Genomic DNA, 18,594 nt, shown 5'->3' with positions numbered 1-18,594 from the left:
GCCTGGATATATAAAAAGTTGCAGAAAATCAAATATTTTCCGCAACTCCTTGTCGCCGTATCCGGTCTTCCGTCTATTACAAGGCTTATTCGCCAATCACCAACAGGCTATTCAACTCACTCCTCCTCCTCCGGATGTCTGGAGACCAGCCTCACCAGATCCAGGGTCAACAGAGGGAGAGTCACAGCAGCGGGATAGGCCAGATAGCGCGGCTCCCATACCGGGTTGAACTTCTCCTTATACCGGCGCAGACCGGAGAAGCCGTACCAGTGGCCGCCGCGTTCAAAAACAAGCCGGGCAAGCTTCTCCTCCCGCAGCGCTCCAAAGCGGCCCCCGACATTGGACAGCGGGGCAGACCCGAGGTTAAAGCTTCTGTATCCGCGGGCTTTCGCCCATTCCAGCAGGCACAGGAACAGGTAGTCCATAGTGCCGTTCGGGGTATCCTTGTGATGGCGCATCAGATCCACCGAGACCGTCTTCTGCCCGTCATAGCCAGGAGCCATGGAGGCAAAAGCCAGCAGATGGCCCTCTGGTCCGCGCAGCAGCGCCAGCGGTGCGAGCTGGAGGTATGGCTCGCTGAACCAGCCCAGTGAGTAGCCTTTTTCCATTCGCCCGGCCAGCCATTCCTCTGACAACAGGCGAAGCTCCTGCAGCAGCTCCTTCGAGTGCTGTGCCTCTGTAATCTCGAAACGGTAGCCCTCGCGCTCGAACCGCCCCTTCACATTACGCAGGCTGGCGTTCCGCGAACCGCTAATGCTGAAGTCCGCAAGCGGAACCAGCGCCTCTTCCCCCAGCTTGAAGAACCGGTAGCCCTGCTCATGATAGAGCGGAAGATGCGCCGGGGTCGCCTGATAGAAGACTACAGATAGGCCATATAAGTCGGCAGCCTGCCTGAACTCACTGATTCCGTTGTTAAGCAGATTCATCGGCCCCAGCGGGTCACCCAGCACCACCAGCTTGTCCCGGACTCTGGCGAAGGCGAATAGCACCCGGCCTTCCTGGGCCCAATAGAAGCTTTTGTCGCCAAGGAACAGCATGTGGCTTAAGGCATTGCCCCAGCCTTCTGAGAGGAAGCGCTCCAGCCGCGCCATATCCTTATCCGCGAGAAGCGTATCTGCCTTGTGCTGCGGCCTGAGGGCTACCAGCATCGTCAGCAGCAGCCAGGAGAAGATCAGTCCGCCGGCCGCCGTAACGGCCACATTACTGTGCTGCCGCAGCCATTCCGGCTGGATGCCGGGCGGAAGATGCTTCAGGAAGCCGTGATGGGTATAACTCGCCAGCCCGTAATAGCTAAGGGCTACAGCCGAAGTCAGGAGCAGCCACCATAAAGTGCTTTTAGCGCTAAAAGGAACGCTGATCCGGTAGAACCGGCTTCGTGAGATCCAGAGAATCATCCCCACCACCAGCAGGAACAGGGCCTCCTCGTAATCGAACCCCTTCGTGAATGCAAAGACCGCCCCGCTAAGCAGCAGCAGGCTTGTCCAGACATAGGCTCTACGGACACGCAGGGAGATCCCGCGCGACAGCAGAATCAGCATAAAGCCGATTAGCACGGACAGATGGTGCGAGATCTGCATCACGGGCAGCGACAGCAGCTCCTCTGTCACCTTTAGCCTGTAGAGCAGCTCAGGCGTAGCTGCGGACAACAGCAGAAGCAGGCCACTGGCTAAGACCAGCTTACCGAGTGCCCATACGCCCAGATCACTGAGGAAGGTATATTGGCCGGGCCAGCCCCATATTTTTTGCCATACCGTCAGGGGTGCTTCGACTCTGTCGCCGCTGCGTTCAGTGCCCTTCGTACCCGGCAGCCCGAACTCCAGCGCAGCCAGCACCAGCCCGAGCAGCCAGGGGATAATGTAATAGAATAATCTGTAGATGACCAGGACTGCCATGGCATGATCGCTCTTGATGCCAAGCTGGGTAAGCCCGAGCAGTGCAATCAGATCGAACGCGCCGATGCCGCCGGGAGCCATACTTAGAATTCCCGCTATCGCAGCCACAACATAGATACTGAAGATGGTGAGAAACGGAGCGCTTCCGAGCATCTCACCGGCAATGAACCAGAAGGTCAGCCCGGCGAACACCCACTCCAGGAAGGAGGCACCTACAGAAGCAACCACAGTAAGCCAGGCGGTTCTCCCCTCACCCCGGTTGACCCATTTGGCGAAGAGCGCAGAGCGCTGGAGGAGTACAAAGAACGGCAGATACAGTGCTATCCCCCAGACTGCAAAACCCAGCCAGCGATGCGCCTCCAGCAACCGGTCCGCCGGCAGAAGCCCGGTAATCGTCCCCCACCCGAGCAGCGACAGCCCTGTAATCATCAGCGGTGACAGGAACACAATGGCCGGCGCGAGCAAGGACGCAGGCACACTGCTCCGCTTATAGAGCAGCGTTCTAAGGCCCGCGCCAGCCAGACCGGCGAATCCGATCATATTATTGAACGTATTGGCAATCCAGGCATAACGGAAGGTCCGCAGCCAGCCGATCTGCAGGCGGAAATGCCGCCGGATCAAGTAATCATAAGTACTCATAACTGCCACTGACAGCAGCGATATTCCCAGCATCTGCATAATAGAGGGCACGGGAACGGATTTCAGATCACGGATGATTTTACCCATGTGAATCTGCTTCAGCTCATGCTGCCCCTCCAGATAGACCAGCCCGATAATCAGCAGCGGAAAAAGCGCCCGCACCGCCTTAATCCGGTAAATGGATATCAGCAGCCGTACGATTTTGAAGCGTTCCAATTTATTTTTGATTACAGTATGCATGACTTCACCTGTCCTCACTGCCGAACGCTCTTGTTACCTGAACATATTCAGCCCTCTTCATACGAACCCATTATAACAAGATCCGCAGCAGAACTCCCGTATAATGGTCACACGCTTACAAGAGTAAGACGGCAGGCGGAGGATAATTCCCTGCACTGGAGCTATATTTGTTCCTCTGATAATGTGAAGTGTATACATCTATATTGGCACAAGTGGAAACGGTACCGTCCTTTTAAAGGACGGTACCGTTTCAGCGGGAAATAGAGGGATAATTTATCGTGTGCAACATATAAATTCTATATTTTAAAAGCACCCGGACTGCGATTAGTCCGGGTGCTTTTATCATCGTGCCAAGGGTTGTCATCCCCTAACGGAGAGCCTGTCACCACGGCAATGGCGGCTCTCTTCAGAGGCATACTGTTCTCGTTAAGGCTATAATGTCGAATCTACCTGAACTGTCAGTGGTCGCGTTAGCAATCGCCTGAACGGATGCTGCTGTCAGCTTATTATTGTTACCGGAAGGCTTGTCCGGAGACGCAGCAGCGCTGTGGGCAGAAGCAGAGCTGCCCGCAGCCTGTGACTTCTGGGCAATTTGTGCTTCGATCTGCTTGATCTGCTGTTCTAGCTGCTTGGTTTGTGTTTCTTTGGCTTGCTCGTTGTCCTTACTTGCGTTTACTTTCTCAAGCTCAGCCTCCAGCTTCGCCTTCTGCTTCTCAAGTGCAGCGGTATCGCTGGCGCTGGAGGAGGTATAAGATACGGATGCTGAAGCGGCTACGGATGAGACATTCATGGGCGGTCCCTCCTTTCACCTCTTCAATATATCCCTTTTCTCTACAATGAACGTTAAAATGCGCTGAAAGTTGGCTGAATATCCGCTCTCTACTCCTGGCGCGCCCTCCGGTTCACCAGCATAACGCTCAGCAGGATGATGACCAGCCCGGCGATGGTGTTAACATACACCTGCTCCTGCAGGAAGATTACGCCCCACAACAGGCCAAATACAGGTACGAGGAAAGTAACGCTGACGGTCTTGACCGGTCCGACACTGGCAATCAGCCGGAAGTACAGCAGATACGCCACCGAGGTGCAGATCAGCGACAGGCCGAGGACAGAATATACAGCGGCGGAAGAAGGGAGATGATCCGGGGCAAAAAGCACCGCCAGCGGCAGCAGCACCACACTTGCGCCCAGCTGTTGTCCCGCAGCAAGCGCCAGCGGAGAGAGACCGGAGCCTACGCGTGATGCGTACAATCCTCCGAACGCATAGCAAAGCGCGGCCCCAATAGAGTAACCTACGGATAAAAGAACCGTACTGGTCAGCGGGAGCGGGCTCCAGCCGACCAGCACACCCACACCCACCAGGCCTATAATCAGCCCTACTGATTTGGCCGCCCCCGGCTTCTCCTTCCGGGTGCCCCACGCCGCCAGTGCCGCGAACATCGGGGTTGTAGCATTCAGAATCGCTGCCAGTGAGGCGCTCAGATGCAGCTCAGCCATACAGATCAGCGTGAACGGAAGCGCCGCATTAATCGCACCGAGCAGCAGGAAAGACTTCCAGTGCTTCAGGAGGCCCAGCCTGCGCCGGGTCAACAGCGCATAGAGCAGCAGAGCAGCTCCGGCAATCGTAACGCGCAGCTCTGTCGTGAAGACCGGACCAAGCTCCGGCGAGGCAATCCGCATGAACAGGAAGGAAGCCCCCCAGGCAAAAGCAAGCAGCAGCAGGGTAGCAAAGTCCTTGCGGCTCACGGCTTGACCTCTCTTCGGCACAGCAGCAGATAGGACAGAACCGACAGGAGACCCGCTCCCGCGATGACCAGCGCCATTGGAAGAGCCGATCCGCTGCCGCCGAGTCCGACCAGCGGAGCCGCGCAGCTCCCCAGCAGCAAGGGAAGCAGACCCAGAAGCGCAGAGGCGCTGCCTGCTGTCTCCCCCTGATCCTGCATCGCCAGCGAGAAGCTGGTCGTACCCACCAGACCTACACTTGCAACCACAGCGAACAGACAGATTAGGATTGGCAGCAGCCCGCCTCCGGCGAGGAGGGTAATCAGCAGCATTACACCGCCGGAGGTACTAAGGAGAAGGCCGCAGATCAGCAGCTTACGCTCACCCACTCTGGCCGACATCCGCCCGGCAATCTGCCCGGTCAGAATAATACCGAAGCCGTTCACGGCGAAGATCAGGCTGTACATTTGCGGGGATACCCCGTAAATCGTCTGCAGCACAAAGGATGATCCCGAGATATACGCGAACATGCCTGCCATAACAAAGCCCTGGGAGAGCGCATAGCCCATGAAGCCGGCATTGCCTAGCAGAGTGCGGAAGGTACGCAGGGTTCCTGCCAGTCCGCTGCGTATACGCCGTTCCTTAGGCAGAGTCTCCGGCAGCCGCAGCAGGATGACCGCCGCGAAGAGCAGCCCGCATACGAACAAGACGATAAATACGCCCTTCCAGTCCGTCACTCTCAGCAGCTGTCCCCCGATGACCGGCGCTGCAATCGGGCCCAGTCCGTTGACAATCATCAGCAGCGAGAAGAACTTGGTTAATTCCGAGCCGCTGTACATATCGCGGACCGCCGCGCGGGAGATCACCACCCCTACCGATCCGGCCAGGCCTTGAATGAAGCGCAGCACAATCAGCAGTCCGATGGACGGGCTGAACGCGCAGAGGAGCGAAGACACCGCATAGATAATCATCCCGAACAACAGAGGAATCCGGCGCCCGTGCACATCACTGAGCGGTCCGGCTACAAGCTGGCCCGAAGCCAGCCCCAGCAGGAAGAAGGTCAGAGTAAGCTGTATCATGGCGGGACTGGTATCGAAATAGAGGCCAAGAGCAGGCAGCGCAGGCAGATACATATCAATCGACAGCGGGCCAATGGTAGCGATGGCTCCCAGAATCACGGCAAGCTGCAGCCGCTGGCTTCTGGACGGCCCGCTTTCGGCCAGGCTTGTCACCGAGTTTTGCTTCATCATAAACAGAATACATCCTTTCTTGCCCGTAACCTTTAGTAAGACGGCAGTGCTATTTATGTTCAGGCCCGTTAATATATTTCTCCATACTACCCGATTACCGCCGGATTGTTCAATGAATTTATGGTTTGGCGGGGAAGAGCAGGGGGAACTGGTGCAGAGGGATCAAAGTGCAATAGTGCCGGGAGATAGAAGCGGTCTGATGGGGGAGACCTGCTCGCAAATCCTGCAGAATATGCAACAATGTCGCTCATGAGAGGCCCTCTGCGTGGAAATCCTGCATGAAATGCAACATTCGCAGCCCTAACTAGCCCCGAAGCGCCGGAATTCCTGCAAAAGATGCAACAATGTGCCATAGCCAGTAACAAATTTAGAAAATTGCTGCAAAAAGTGCAACATTGCTGCTCGGTTGAAGTGTACTGTGCGCATATCCTGCGCGAAATGCAACAGTCACAACCCCAATTTGTGCCGAATTTGAGCTACGTGCCCGCTTGCCCCCGCCCACTCTCCACAACAACAAAAAACCGCCTGCCGTAGCCGCCAATCCTCTATGTGATCGGCAGGCCCGCAGGCGGTTATTCCGGGTGGTGCTGTTGTTAATTCATTGAACCCTTCAGAGCGGCCAGCCAATCTCTTGCTGCCTCCGCCTCGGCGGCGCTCAGGCGGTGCCCCTGATTGCCCCAGTGCGAGGTAACCTCTGCCCCGGCGCCGCTTAACAGAGCTTCCAGCTCCCGGGTCTCCTCGGAGCGGATAATCGGATCATTGGTCCCTGCCCCGATAAAGACCGGAACACCCTGCAGCGAAGGAATCGCCAGGCCGCGCAGCGGAACCATCGGGTGCAGCAGCACTGCGGCCCGGAAGAGGGCTCCGTAATGGAAGATCAGGCTGCCCGCGATGTTCGCACCGTTGGAATAGCCGACAGCGACCAGATTACCGGCATCGAAGCCATATTTGGCAGCCGCTTCCTCCAGGAACTGCTTCACCTCATGGGTGCGGAAGATCAAATCCTCCTCATCGAAAATCCCCTCCGCCAGCCGCCGGAAAAAGCGGGGCATGCCATTCTCCAGCACGTTACCGCGAATACCGAGCACAGATGCTCCAGGTGCCAGCAGCTCGGCCAGCGGCAGCAAATCACGTTCATTGCCGCCTGTACCATGGAATAAAACCAGCGTTGGCTGTGTTACGTCTGTACCTTGCTCAAATACATGAATCATACCGGCTTCACCTCCAGTTCACGGATTTCAAACGGGCTTAAATTGTCTTCAATTGCCGCACGCTGCGGCTCAAACCACCCCGGAAGCATCAGCTTCTGCCCCAGCGCCTCAGGTGCTTCATCACGGGCGAAGCCTGGAGGATCGGTTGCAATCTCGAACAGAATTCCGCCTTCTTCCCGGAAGTAGATGGCATTGAAGTACTGGCGGTCCTGCACCGGAGTCGGCTGGTAGCCGTGACTCTGAACCCGGCGGCCCCACTCCAGCTGCTCACTGTCGTCTGCCGCCCGCCACGCAATATGGTGAACCGTACCTGTACCGCCGCCGCCCTGCGGAACCGGTGTGGCCTTCAGATCAATAATATTGCCGATGTCTCCAGTCGCTCTATACCGGAAATAACCGTCCCCTTCAGCAATACGTTCCATCCCCAGTGTGCGGGAGAGTGTATCAGCTGTGCGTTCCGGGGCTGTGCTGTAGAGGACAGCACCTCCGAAGCCTTTTACCGCATGCTCTACCGGAACGCCGCCGAACGACCAGGTGCTCAGCGCACCCTCTTCACGCTCCACCAGCTCAATTCGCAGTCCGTCATAATCCGCGAAGGAGAGATACGACTCCCCAATCCGGGTAACCTTAGTCACAGGGATCTGGTAAGCGGCCAGCCGCTGCTCCCAGAATCCGAAAGAGCCGGCAGGTACAGCATAAGTGGTCACACCGACCTGGCCGCCGCCGATTCTGCCTTTACGTCCATGAGCCCATGGGAAGAAGGTGATGATTGTACCCGGTGCACCCTGCTCATTGCCGAAGTAGAGGTGGTAGACCTCGGGGGCGTCGAAATTGATGGTTTTTTTGACGAGCCGCAGGCCCAGAATTCCGGCATAGAAATCAGCATTACGCTGTGCGTCTCCTACAAAAGCGGTAACATGGTGAATCCCTGCAGTATGCATAGTCATGAGTGAACCCTCCTGATAGTTATGATGATGATGCGCTTATTTTTATTTTAGTTGAAGAATATTGCGTCCAGCGAAATCGAACCCGCGCCTGTCAGCGCTATACCTACAGCGACTACCAGTACCGTCAATGGAAACTCAATCCCGTTCGCCGTGGACCAGAATCCGTTAGGAGCATGCACCTTCACAATAGCACCGAGCATCGTTGCCGCAATCAGTACCGCAGCCACCGGAGTCAGCAGACCCAGAGTGAACAGCAAGCCTCCGGCCAGCTCCATCAGACCTGCCAGCACCGCCATACGCACGCCGGGCTTAATGCCAATCGACTCCATCCAGCCGCCTGTTCCCTTAGGCCCATATCCGCCGAACCAGCCGAACAGCTTCTGTGCACCATGCCCGATGAACGCTACACCAATTACCAATCTCATCAACAATAAACCTACACTAACCACTTTAAACACTCTCCATTCTCTTGGTTTTAATTATCTTAACATTAAGATATTGGCTAAAAAAATTTATTGAGCTATTATTCTCTCATTAGTTCAGCGTACTAATAAGCAGACAACCTTACCGCCGCTGGGCTGCGACGCACTCACTTCTATACGCCCTTGCCCAGCTTCTTCAGCAGCAGTGTCGCCTGAGCCTTCTCTTCGCTGTCCAGTCCGCCCATCAGGTTATGAATAGAATGAATATGCTGCGGAAAAATATTGTCGAACAGCTCACGCCCCGCCTCTGTAATCTCGGCATACGTAACCCGGCGGTCATCCTCGCAAGGAACGCGCTTCAGCAGTCCCCGCTTCTCCAGCTTGTCGATATTGTAGGTAATGCTGCCGCTGGTGACCAGAATCTTCTCACCAATCTGCTGAAGTGGAATCCGATTTCTATGATACAGCACCTCCAGCACCATGAACTCCGCCGATGCCAGCCCGTGACTCTTCATATCCTTCACCGCCTGATCCATCAGGCTCTTATACGCCTTCGACAGAACGACGAACAACTTCAGCGACGCTGCCTGCTCCTGTTCCTGAGTAGTATCTGCTTCTGTTCCTGCTGTCTTGTTTTTGCTGCTCATATCCTGCATCTCCTGTCCGGCTGTGTTTGTCTTTAAGTTAATTATCTTTAAGTTAAGATAAATATACGTTATGGGGAGCAGTCTGTCAAGTGGTTCTACTCACTAATTTGCTTCTGGAGAAACAAATTGAGCTTCTTTATCGCGCTTCACAACACAATTGTGATCTGCAGGTGATCTTCCAGTAATTCAGCATTGATCGTTCCGCCTAGTTTATCAATCAGAATTTTGACAATTGCCAATCCCAGTCCGGTGCTCCCTGCACTTCGGGATATATCCGATGTATAGAAGCGGTCGAACAGTCTTTCCAGATTCACTTCATTCGGGCTTGAGATCCTATTGGTTATTATTAATTCTGTTGCGCTACCCTTCATCAGGGTGATCTTGAGATCACCAGTGGCATACTTAGCTGCGTTATCCAGCAGGTTCTGCAAAATACGCCGCAGCATATCCTCATCTGCCCAGACAAATACAGTATCCTCCGGGAGACTAATTTCAGGATGCAGGTTCCGTCCCTCGAACATAGCAGCATTCTCCACCACGCTATCCATAATCAGATTCGAGTAATTTATATTCTTGAGTTTCGGCTGAATCTCTTCAGAATCCAGCACAGCCAGTTCATAGAATAATTTGATTAAAGTCTGCAGATGAGCAGCTTTGCGGAAGACTATTCCTATTTGCTCACGTTGCTCTGGATTCACCACCCCTTTGCTCAGCAGCTGAAGGTAGCCGATCATTGATGTTAAGGGTGTGCGCAGATCATGGGAGATATTAGCTACGGATTCTTTCAAGTGATTGCCGCTGCGTATCATCTGAATGCGGAGCTCACGCTGCTTCGTCAGATTCTTATTGATCTCCGCAGTAAGTGAATTCAAATCCTTATCGATAAAAGATATATTCAGTTTCTTTTCAACTGTTCCCGAAGACAGTTCAACCATCTGTTTTGTAATATTGCGAATTTGCCTTTTCAGTGAAAAGAGGCGGAACATAAGTGCCCCAAGTATTACCGAGAGCAGAACAGCAATATATATCATTGATTGTAGCGCCTCTTTTCCCATTTTTATTTAAGTTCAGAAGTATTGAACCGCTGAAATGAAAGTGCGATGAACAACAGCAGAAATAATCCTCCTGAAAGTATGATCTCAGACACCTGAACCGTAGAGAGCGAGTAGGCTAAGGAGGCTCTGACCTGATTCATAGGCAGGAACCTCAGCCACGGCACAACTTCATACCAGCCAAGCGGCCCGGCATAGGCAATAATCATTGCACTGATAAAAAGAACAACTATTGATACAGATACTGTTTTGGCAGAGTCCTTGAATAAAAAGGCAAGAAAGATACAGACTGAGAACACTGCACTATTCAGTAGCACCGACAACAGAATTACTCTGAGGATATACAAAACATCATGATTCCATGAGCTCCCCCAGCCCAATTGAAAGGACATTCTTATGCTCCCCACTACCGGCCCCAGCAGCATCAAAAGGTTGAATACAGCCAAGTAGATAAAACATTTACTGAAGAATATTGCCACTCGCGAATGACCCGCTACTACCTCCAGATGAATCGTGCGGTTCGAAAAGTCCTGGCCCATCAGCAAAGCCACGATTGCCGAGAATAACACCAGCCAGACCGTTGAATCGTAAACCATTGCATAAAATATGCCTATAGCATCTTTATGTGTTGTCAGATCAGCAATATAGCTCTTGCTGGCAAGAAGCCCGTAAAGGATACTAAGCAGTGCACTGCCGGTAAAAAAACGGTTGTATTTCATGCGGTACCATTCCATTTGCAATAGATTATTCATGGCATCCTCCCCTTTAATATAATTCTGAACGATTGAAGATTCTAACTGCCGCCAAGCAGAAACACATCAAAAAAATGATTCCGACCAGCAACGCCGCACCTATGGATGAAGGATCCTCAATTAATAATCTCAGCTGCCCCAATGGAATAAAGTGTGCAATCGTCTTAGCGTTCGGACCATTAAGCAGGAAGATGTTCAGAAAATAAATCAATGCTGGAATCGATAAGGTTTTACCGATGTCTCTACAGATGAAGGCCATCAGCAGCGAAATTCCGCACATCGCTGAATTCAATACTGCTGTGGTAAAGAATAAGGCAATTACTTTGCTAGAATCAGACCCGAAAGAATGACCACCCCATCCGTGACTTCCGGTGTTATACGCAATAGAAAGAATGGGCTGCAATAGCAAAATGATGTTGGACCCCACGATAAACAGGATGGCCTTGCTAAGGAAAACATGATTACGTGAATGTCCTGCGCAAATCATGTGGTACAGAGTATGGTCAGCGAAGTCCTTGCCAAGGTAGAGTGCTCCGAATACACAAGTGAGCAGCATTAATATAGGTGCGTTATATAAGGATGCCGAGACACTGTCATATCCCGTAAGCTGCCCCTGATCCAGCATAAGGAAGCTGCCAAGCATTACCGACAGGGCAGACAGGATGAAAAAACTCTTGTCATGCACCAGCTTATAAAGCTCCGCCTTAATTAGACAATACATGCTTTTCTCCTCCAATACGCTCCAGGAAGTACCCTTCCAGCGTATCCCCGGCGATTGTCATTCCTGTGATCAGCACCCCTTCTTTCATTAAAGTGGCCGAAATCCCCTCCATGTCATCTAAGTGATCATATAGCTTAATGGTGCCATCAGGCATAACCTGATAATCTTTGATATTCATCCGGCTTTCCAGAGCATGCAGGGCATTCTCTACATGATTAGTCTGAAGGGCAATGTGGCGTTTGCATTTCTCATTTAGCTGACTCTGAGTTAATTCCTCAATCAGAACGCCTTTATTAATGAGGATATACTGCGACACTGTCTGATACAGTTCGTTTAGTATATGGCTGGATATCAATATCGTTGTCCCGCGTTCCTCATTCAGGCGTTTCAGCAAGATCCGCATTTCAGCGATGCCCATCGGGTCTAGCCCGTTAATGGGTTCATCTAGAATAAGCAACTCAGGGTCATGCAGCAAAGCAATCGCAATGCCTAGCCGCTGACGCATTCCGAGCGAAAAGTTACGTACTGCCTTCCTTCCAGTAAGATGATCTCCCAGACCCACCAGCTCAAGCGTTTCCCTAATGACCTGCGGATCGGGTATCCCCCGCTGAAGCCGCTGGACCTCCAGGTTCTGCACAGCAGTCATGTTAGGATACAAAGCAGGCGTCTCAACCATACAGCCGATCCTTTTGCGCTGTTCCTGCAAGGCTTGCTTCCCTGTCTTGCCGAACAAGTGCAGTTCACCGCCCGTAGGAAAGGACAACCCTACAATAAGACGGATCAACGTTGTTTTTCCGGCCCCATTCTGCCCGATGAAGCCGTAGATCTTTCCCCTTTCAATGGTTAGATTAATATTATCCAAGGCCAAAGTATGATTATATTTCTTGGTGAGATTCTTGGTCATAAGGATGATGTCACTCATGTCTGCCACGCTCCTCATCTACAGTTACGCTGAATTACATAACCTTACTGACTACATTAAGCGGTAACCTTAAAGAAATTCTTAATTCTGCCTGAGCCACTTTTAAAGAATTCATAAAGTTTATGTTCCTGCGGGGCTTTGCACACAACAGGAAGAGCCGCTTGCGCCATGAGCAAACGGTATCTTCAAAATGAGCCTATATCCCTTATCCGATCCGGGGCTAGTCAAGTTTATACAAGCGGTAGCCTATTCCCCAAACCGTTTCTATGTAATGTTTATCCGGACTTACTGCCTTCAGCTTATTGCGTATATTGCTAATATGAACATTCAGCGTGTTGTCTTCACTCATGTACTCTTCATTCCAGATACTCTGAAATAAATTGGATTTAGAATATATTTTCTCTGGATGCCTCATAAGCAGTTCAAGAATACCGTATTCTTTGGCCGTAAGCGCAAGCTCATGACCCGCAACTTCTACAATATGATTCATCTCATTGAGTTGAATATCCTGATAAGTTAAACTTCTGGTGCCTGCAGAATCCTGGTTCATTCGATTACGCCTTAGATTACTTTCTATTCGTGCAAGGGTCTCATCCAGATCAAAAGGTTTGGTGATGTAATCATCCGCCCCAATCCGCAGGAGCTCAATCTTGGTTTGGATAGTATCCTTGGCTGAGATTATGATCACCGGAACTGCAGAATATTCCCGCAATTCATTTAGCAACTGATCGCCGCTCTTGTAGGGCAGCATCAGGTCTAGGAGGACTAGATCATAACAGTCCCTTTGAATGAACTGCAAAGCCTCTAACCCATTGTAAGCTGAAGTAGTCAAATAACCGTGTTCCGTCAAAAACTGGCGAAGCAGACTATTTATCTCTTTCTCATCCTCAACAATAAGTATATGCTCCAATTAACCACATCCTTATCGCTTCCCTAATCATCATCATTCGGCTATTTTGCCGGACTCCCAGACTCTTCCGGGTATATTTTTTTCCTTTTATCCTTTATTTTAACACTCATTCCCGAAAAAACGATAATTAAGATTAGAATTAGATACCTTGCGATCCTCTAAATTCAGCCCTCATCCTTAGCTTCCCATAACCGTCTTGCTCATTTGACCTGCCCTCCAAAACGGCGTACACTTTCAAAAGGTGAGTATGAACTGAGGAATATAAATAATATTTATAGAAGGAGGCTGATTATGCAATCGAAGGATCATCATCATTCCGGGGCCGCCGCGCGCATTACTGCGGTGGAAGAAGCCCCCGGGCCGCGCGTGCTGATCGTGACGGCAGTCGCGGCTGAGCGCGAGGCGGTCCTGCGCGGCCTGCACGGCAGCCGCCGCTTCGACGTCATCGCGGCGGGCGCCGGCACCGCGGCAGCAGCGGCGGGCACCGCCGCCGCCCTGGCAGCCGGCTCGTACGGCTGCGTCGTCAGCGCCGGGATCGGCGGCGGCTTCCCGGGCCGGGCACCCGTAGGCTCGCTGGTCGTCGCCAGCGAGATGCTTGACGCGGCCCTCGGCGCAGAGACGCCGGAGGGCTTCCGCAGCGCTGCCGAGCTGGGCTTCGGCAGCGTGTCCGTGCCTGCACCGGGCGCTGCGGTGCAGGCCCTTGCGGCCGCGCTGGCAGCGGCCGGCCTCACGGTAAGCACGGGGACCGTGCTTACCGTATCGACCGCGACCGGCACCGCCGGGACGGCCGCGGCTCTTGCCGCGCGCCACCCGGAGGCGGCGGCGGAGGCGATGGAAGGCCACGGGGTCGCCGTGGCCGCCCAGGCTTTGGGGATCGCGGCGCTGGAGCTGCGCGCGATCTCGAACCCGGTCGGCCCGCGCGACCGGGCCGCGTGGAAGATCAATGAAGCGCTGGACGCTCTGGCAGCGGCGGCGGCTATTTTACGGGAGGTGCTGTAATGACTCAAGAGCTTCATATTGCTTATTCCCCTTGTCCGAACGATACCTTTGTCTTTCATGCCTGGGCGCATGAACTTGTGCCTGACGCTCCCCGGCTCGATGTGACTTTTGCCGATATCGATATTACGAACGGGCTTGCCGCAGACGGCATCGGGCCTGAGGTACTCAAAATCTCCTACGCCGCACTCCCCTGGGTGCTGGACAAATACAAGCTACTCCCTTGCGGTGGTGCACTGGGACGGGGCTGCGGACCGCTCGTACTGACGCGCAAAGGCGCAGGCGCCATCAAGCATCCGCGCGAGCTATCCGGCCGCAGAATTGCTGTACCGAGCGAACGCTCTACGGCATACCTGCTGTTCCGGCTATGGGTAGCGCAGCAGGTACAGGACGGTCCGGCCGAGATCATCGTTATGCCTTTTGATGAGATCATGCCTGCCGTGCAAAAGGGAGAGATCGATGCAGGACTCGTCATCCACGAAGCCCGCTTCACTTACCCGTCCTACAATCTCAATCTGCTGACTGACCTCGGCAGCTGGTGGGAGAGCGAGACCGGCCTGCCCATTCCGCTAGGTGCGATTATTGCCCGCCGCGATCTGGACCATGACGCCATTACCGGCTGGATTCGCAGCTCACTACAGTATGCCTGGGACCATCCTCTCGACTGCCAGGAATACGTGCTAAGCCATGCCCAGGAGCTATCTCCGGAAGTGGCCAAGTCGCATATTGATCTCTATGTCAACGAATTCACAATGAATCTGGGCGAAGACGGCTACGCAGCCATCTCTGCATTATTGACCCGGGCCGTTGCCGAAGGGCTTGTACCTGCTGTCGATCCTTCGCTTCTGCGTTAATGAAGTAAGGAGATAATCCATCCCGTGAGGAGGCTATTCCCATGATTCCTTCAGGCAACAGCAAGGCTAATATCGACCGTTTTCTAGGGTACCAGAATGACTACGACCGTTACCGGCCGGAAGCCCCGCCAATGGTTATTGAACTGCTCACCAGTTATCTGGGCCGCCGTCCTGCCCATGTTGCAGATATTGGCTGCGGTACCGGCTTGTCCACCTTTCTGTGGAAGGATGCTGCCGATGCAGTAACCGGAGTGGAGCCTAACCCGGATATGCTCAGCAAAGCTCAGGATAAGCTGCATCTCCTGGATCAAGGAGCAGAGAACCTGTCTTTTGTGCAGGGCTACTCTAACCAGCTTCCTTTCGATACGGAGAGTGTGGACATCATCACCTGCTCGCAGTCGTTCCACTGGATGGACCCGGACAGCACCCTTGAGGAGATCGCCCGTTGTCTGCGGCCCGGAGGAGTCTTCGCAGCTTATGACTGTGACTGGCCCTTGGTACTGCAGCCCGCTATTGAAGCCCGTTACAACCGGCTGATCGCGGCTTCGGACGCCCTGCTTGCGGAGCTTCAAACTGGTGCCGATCAGGCCAATAAATGGGACAAGGAAGGTCATCTGGGCCGGATCAAAGCCTGCGGAAGGTTTACGTACGCGCGCGAAATTGTTTTTCACAATACAGAATCATGCGATGCTCAGCGCTATGTCGGGCTGGCCCTCAGCCAGGGTGGTATTCAGTCCCTCCTGAAGCTCAGTCCAGCCTCACTTGAGCAGGATATTGCCGAATTCTCGGCTGAGGTAGAGGCATTCTTCCAGGGCCGGACCTTGCAGGTACCGATTAGCTACCGTATGCGGACCGGAGTGAAGTAACATCCCCGTTAGCACCCAAGCTCCATTCTAATAGTACAAGCTGAATCAAGCACGCCCCAGTCATCCTAATAAGGGAACCGGGGCATTTCAACGTTACAGCAGACTTAACCCGGGACATGGCCTCAGCTTGCTCTTTCATTTGTTCACTGTATCTACTAATCCGGTCTATTGACCATTGGAATTTTATCACATATTATTACACCAATAAATTAAAAATCTAATTACTGGGATTAGGTCAGGTGGTGTTCGTATGAAGTCCACAACCACGATTCGCGATCAGGTAACCGCATATTTGTCTAATCAGGGCCTGTCCATTAATCAGTTTGCCATCTCTTCAGGAATTAATTCCGGTACACTCAGCCGTGTCATTAAAGACCGTCAGCCGATTGCCATGAATCATCTGGAACGCATTACCCGGGGCATGGGCCTGCAGGAGGACTACTTCTATAGCTTATATGTGGACGAGTGCTTTCACCATTCGGCTCCCACCTGGCGGCGCTTGCGGCCGTTTCTTATGCGTTCAGCGGCACTCGGCCGTCTCGACTGTGTTGAACAGGTCGTTCTGAACCTGCTGGAGAATCTGGTCTATGCCCCTATGCTATTTGAGGTTGCAGAAGGGCTGTTCGAGCAGGGATTGTGGCACGCAGCAGCATTATTGTACGAGAATGTGAGCACCAGTGAGAAATATCAGAATTCCGAACGGCTGGCCGTATGTCAATACCGCTTGTTCCGGATTGGTCTTGGTGATGACCAGAGCAGTAATCTGCGGGTAGCCATCCTGTTCGAGTGCTTCATCGACCGGCTGAATGAGGCGGATCAGCTGGACGGATTGAAAGACCTGCTGGATGTCTACTACTCTCTGCAGAAGTGGTCCAAGGTGAACGAGCTTGCTGAGAAAATGCTCCAATTGGCTACGCTCCGTTACAATCTCCAGCTCCGGTCAAAACGTAAACCGGACAATGAAAGATTGCCTTCAAGTCCGCTGTATTTATATATTCTCCGCTCCCATCTCTTTCTATCAAGTGTCTGTATGGAGTATGGAGACTATAAGTCTGCGATAGAGCGTGTAAGCCTCTATACAGATCTGAGTTGGATACAAGAAACTAATGACGAAGCAAAGCGGATATTAGCCCAATTCAAAGAGTGGGGTAGAGCGAATATCTATTTGTATCGTTTACTCGATGGGCAATTAGAGGTATTGAATGATTATGTGGAATTTATATCTACCCAGCCAGACGAGATATTCACGGCAATGTATAACATTGTTAAATCTGCAAATCGGTATAATTGGAATGTAGACCATATTCTTGAGCGCTTCTCTAGTTACATCCCTTACCGAACGTATAATTCTGAATTTGGTGAATATAACCAGCAAGTTATGGCAGACAAGCATACTCGCTTTCTTGCTGAATTAGCAGCCTATTACCTCCACAATAAGTATTATGAGAAGTTTACGAATGTACTGCGAAACCTGGAATCCTCCGCTAAAATCAACAACGAGAGTATAGCCATTACTTGTGTGGATCTATTTGAACAATACAGGTATACAGCAGGAGAAGAAGAAATGGAGAAATACAAACTTTTAATTAGAACAGCACGAAATTCAAAAGCAACAGCATTCTAGCTTTCTCCCAACATTTTCCCTATACTTAAAATCAGCGAGACGAAGAACGTCCCGGTTGCCCTTTGTGGGGAAGCCGGGGCGTTTTCTATTTTCCGGAGAGGATGTGGAGCATGACTTTTGAAGAAGCGCATGAACAGTTTATCAGCGGACACTTGAATAGCAGACCTGAGGGGGAACGAAAAGCACGCTTGGAAAGGGGGCATCGGCATGCCGAGGTGCTGTTCCTGAAGAATATATGGTGGCCTTTGCGGCGGCAATTTACCGAACTTCATTCGGAGTACGAGGTGCTGGATTGGCGGGGACGATCTTATTTCGCTGACTTTGCTTGGCTGCCCGGATATGTGAAGCTCCTGATAGAGATCAAGGGATTTGCAACGCATGTCCGCGATATGGACCGCAACAAATACTGCGGCGAACTGAACCGGGAGACCTTCCTCTATGCTATGGGCTATCATGTGATTTCCTTCGCATACGATGATGTTGAACAGCGTCCCGAGCTCTGCATGACGTTGCTGCGGATGGTCCTGGGCAAATATCAGCCTGCCGAAGCTCCGGTATCACGTATACGGCTACTGGAGCAAGAGGTAATCCGGCTAACTCTTCATCTGGCCCGGCCCATCCGTCCGCAGGATGTGAAGCAGCATTTCTCCATCGATTACAGGACCGCCGTCCGGACGTTGCGCAGTCTCTCTGACAAAGGCTGGCTTCTCCCGGTTGCCACCGACCAGCAGGAACGCATCGCCCGGTATGAGCTGAACCACGGAGTACTGGAATATTTCAATTGATCTGCGGCAAATAATTGGAAAATCGTATCTTAATTTCCCGATTCCTGAGCAATACCCGACAACAAGTGGAAAAACAGCATCTGCTACTCTTGGTTTTGCCGCCATGAGGCGAACTGAGGAAACTTAGGTGCTGTTTTTCCAA

General features: G+C 52.5%; 18 protein-coding genes. 5 read left to right on the top strand and 13 right to left on the bottom strand.

Annotated features, from left to right (window positions below; genetic code table 11):
* Positions 1-116 precede the first annotated feature (116 nt).
* From mprF to C162_RS05305, 13 genes are all read right to left on the bottom strand, one after another.
* Positions 117-2,771, bottom strand: a complete 2,655-nt coding sequence (gene mprF / locus C162_RS05365) for a bifunctional lysylphosphatidylglycerol flippase/synthetase MprF (protein WP_036692074.1) — start codon at positions 2,769-2,771, stop codon at positions 117-119.
* 406 nt (positions 2,772-3,177) lie between these two features.
* A complete protein-coding gene (locus tag C162_RS05360; protein ID WP_036692072.1) occupies positions 3,178-3,561 on the bottom strand; it encodes a FlxA-like family protein in 384 nt (127 codons plus the stop codon).
* Between the two features lie 89 nt (positions 3,562-3,650).
* Entirely contained in the window at positions 3,651-4,517 is an 867-nt protein-coding gene (locus C162_RS05355; protein WP_036692070.1) for a DMT family transporter, read from the bottom strand.
* Positions 4,514-5,743 (bottom strand): multidrug effflux MFS transporter, encoded by a 1,230-nt coding sequence (locus C162_RS05350; RefSeq protein ID WP_156949552.1) that lies wholly within the window; start codon positions 5,741-5,743, stop codon positions 4,514-4,516. Before C162_RS05350 ends, C162_RS05355 begins: the two co-directional genes overlap by 4 nt.
* A 593-nt stretch (positions 5,744-6,336) precedes the next feature.
* Positions 6,337-6,954, bottom strand: a complete 618-nt coding sequence (locus C162_RS05345; protein WP_036692068.1) for an alpha/beta hydrolase — start codon at positions 6,952-6,954, stop codon at positions 6,337-6,339.
* Positions 6,951-7,901 (bottom strand): ring-cleaving dioxygenase, encoded by a 951-nt coding sequence (locus C162_RS05340; RefSeq protein ID WP_156949551.1) that lies wholly within the window; start codon positions 7,899-7,901, stop codon positions 6,951-6,953. The genes C162_RS05345 and C162_RS05340 overlap by 4 nt, the downstream gene beginning before the upstream one ends.
* A 47-nt stretch (positions 7,902-7,948) precedes the next feature.
* On the bottom strand, positions 7,949-8,350 hold the full coding sequence (locus C162_RS05335) for a DoxX family protein (RefSeq protein WP_036692067.1): 402 nt from the start codon (positions 8,348-8,350) through the stop codon (positions 7,949-7,951).
* 146 nt (positions 8,351-8,496) lie between these two features.
* The gene (locus C162_RS05330; RefSeq protein ID WP_036692065.1) at positions 8,497-8,970 is read right to left on the bottom strand and encodes a MarR family winged helix-turn-helix transcriptional regulator; all 474 of its coding nucleotides are present in this window, start codon (positions 8,968-8,970) and stop codon (positions 8,497-8,499) included.
* A gap of 146 nt (positions 8,971-9,116) precedes the next feature.
* The gene (locus C162_RS05325) at positions 9,117-10,001 is read right to left on the bottom strand and encodes a sensor histidine kinase (RefSeq protein ID WP_036692062.1); all 885 of its coding nucleotides are present in this window, start codon (positions 9,999-10,001) and stop codon (positions 9,117-9,119) included.
* Positions 10,002-10,027: 26 nt separating this feature from the next.
* Positions 10,028-10,774, bottom strand: a complete 747-nt coding sequence (locus C162_RS05320) for an ABC transporter permease (protein WP_036692059.1) — start codon at positions 10,772-10,774, stop codon at positions 10,028-10,030.
* Between the two features lie 13 nt (positions 10,775-10,787).
* Positions 10,788-11,495, bottom strand: coding sequence for an ABC transporter permease (locus tag C162_RS05315; protein ID WP_036692056.1), 708 nt, complete (start codon positions 11,493-11,495; stop codon positions 10,788-10,790).
* Positions 11,479-12,417 carry an ABC transporter ATP-binding protein gene (locus C162_RS05310; protein WP_036692054.1) on the bottom strand — a complete coding sequence of 313 codons (939 nt, stop codon included), beginning with the start codon at positions 12,415-12,417 and terminating at the stop codon, positions 11,479-11,481. Before C162_RS05310 ends, C162_RS05315 begins: the two co-directional genes overlap by 17 nt.
* Before the next feature lie 220 nt (positions 12,418-12,637).
* Positions 12,638-13,327: a response regulator transcription factor gene (locus tag C162_RS05305; RefSeq protein ID WP_036692051.1), complete on the bottom strand. Its 690-nt coding sequence runs from the start codon at positions 13,325-13,327 to the stop codon at positions 12,638-12,640.
* Between the two features lie 291 nt (positions 13,328-13,618).
* Between C162_RS05305 and C162_RS05300 the strand changes: the two genes are divergently transcribed.
* The 5 genes from C162_RS05300 (at position 13,619) to C162_RS05280 (ending at position 18,452) form a co-directional block, all read left to right on the top strand.
* Positions 13,619-14,326, top strand: coding sequence for a futalosine hydrolase (locus tag C162_RS05300; protein ID WP_051493250.1), 708 nt, complete (start codon positions 13,619-13,621; stop codon positions 14,324-14,326).
* Complete coding sequence (locus C162_RS05295; protein ID WP_036692048.1) at positions 14,326-15,177, top strand: 1,4-dihydroxy-6-naphthoate synthase; 852 nt, start codon at positions 14,326-14,328, stop codon at positions 15,175-15,177. The genes C162_RS05300 and C162_RS05295 overlap by 1 nt, the downstream gene beginning before the upstream one ends.
* 41 nt (positions 15,178-15,218) lie before the next feature.
* A complete protein-coding gene (locus C162_RS05290) occupies positions 15,219-16,043 on the top strand; it encodes a class I SAM-dependent methyltransferase (RefSeq protein WP_036692046.1) in 825 nt (274 codons plus the stop codon).
* Between the two features lie 250 nt (positions 16,044-16,293).
* Positions 16,294-17,667, top strand: coding sequence for a helix-turn-helix transcriptional regulator (locus C162_RS05285; protein ID WP_051493249.1), 1,374 nt, complete (start codon positions 16,294-16,296; stop codon positions 17,665-17,667).
* 110 nt (positions 17,668-17,777) lie between these two features.
* Positions 17,778-18,452: a hypothetical protein gene (locus tag C162_RS05280; RefSeq protein WP_036692043.1), complete on the top strand. Its 675-nt coding sequence runs from the start codon at positions 17,778-17,780 to the stop codon at positions 18,450-18,452.
* Positions 18,453-18,594: the final 142 nt, after the last annotated feature.

The organism is Paenibacillus sp. FSL R7-269, assembly GCF_000517865.1.
Classification (GTDB): domain Bacteria; phylum Bacillota; class Bacilli; order Paenibacillales; family Paenibacillaceae; genus Paenibacillus_AQ.
The sequence above is the reverse complement of the archived record's forward strand: the minus strand, read 5'-3'. Positions and strand labels throughout refer to the sequence as shown.

Bases quoted from the DNA above. Each gene is read 5' to 3' on its own strand.
- C162_RS05310 (WP_036692054.1), bottom strand. From the start codon at position 12,417: ATGAGTGACATCATCCTTATGACCAAGAATCTCACCAAGAAATATAAT.
- C162_RS05315 (WP_036692056.1), bottom strand. From the start codon at position 11,495: ATGTATTGTCTAATTAAGGCGGAGCTTTATAAGCTGGTGCATGACAAG.
- C162_RS05280 (WP_036692043.1), top strand. From the start codon at position 17,778: ATGACTTTTGAAGAAGCGCATGAACAGTTTATCAGCGGACACTTGAAT.
- C162_RS05285 (WP_051493249.1), top strand. From the start codon at position 16,294: ATGAAGTCCACAACCACGATTCGCGATCAGGTAACCGCATATTTGTCT.
- C162_RS05360 (WP_036692072.1), bottom strand. From the start codon at position 3,561: ATGAATGTCTCATCCGTAGCCGCTTCAGCATCCGTATCTTATACCTCC.
- C162_RS05330 (WP_036692065.1), bottom strand. From the start codon at position 8,970: ATGAGCAGCAAAAACAAGACAGCAGGAACAGAAGCAGATACTACTCAG.
- C162_RS05290 (WP_036692046.1), top strand. From the start codon at position 15,219: ATGATTCCTTCAGGCAACAGCAAGGCTAATATCGACCGTTTTCTAGGG.
- C162_RS05295 (WP_036692048.1), top strand. From the start codon at position 14,326: ATGACTCAAGAGCTTCATATTGCTTATTCCCCTTGTCCGAACGATACC.
- C162_RS05340 (WP_156949551.1), bottom strand. From the start codon at position 7,901: ATGACTATGCATACTGCAGGGATTCACCATGTTACCGCTTTTGTAGGA.
- C162_RS05325 (WP_036692062.1), bottom strand. From the start codon at position 10,001: ATGATATATATTGCTGTTCTGCTCTCGGTAATACTTGGGGCACTTATG.
- C162_RS05345 (WP_036692068.1), bottom strand. From the start codon at position 6,954: ATGATTCATGTATTTGAGCAAGGTACAGACGTAACACAGCCAACGCTG.
- C162_RS05300 (WP_051493250.1), top strand. From the start codon at position 13,619: ATGCAATCGAAGGATCATCATCATTCCGGGGCCGCCGCGCGCATTACT.
- mprF (WP_036692074.1), bottom strand. From the start codon at position 2,771: ATGCATACTGTAATCAAAAATAAATTGGAACGCTTCAAAATCGTACGG.
- C162_RS05350 (WP_156949552.1), bottom strand. From the start codon at position 5,743: ATGATGAAGCAAAACTCGGTGACAAGCCTGGCCGAAAGCGGGCCGTCC.
- C162_RS05320 (WP_036692059.1), bottom strand. From the start codon at position 10,774: ATGAATAATCTATTGCAAATGGAATGGTACCGCATGAAATACAACCGT.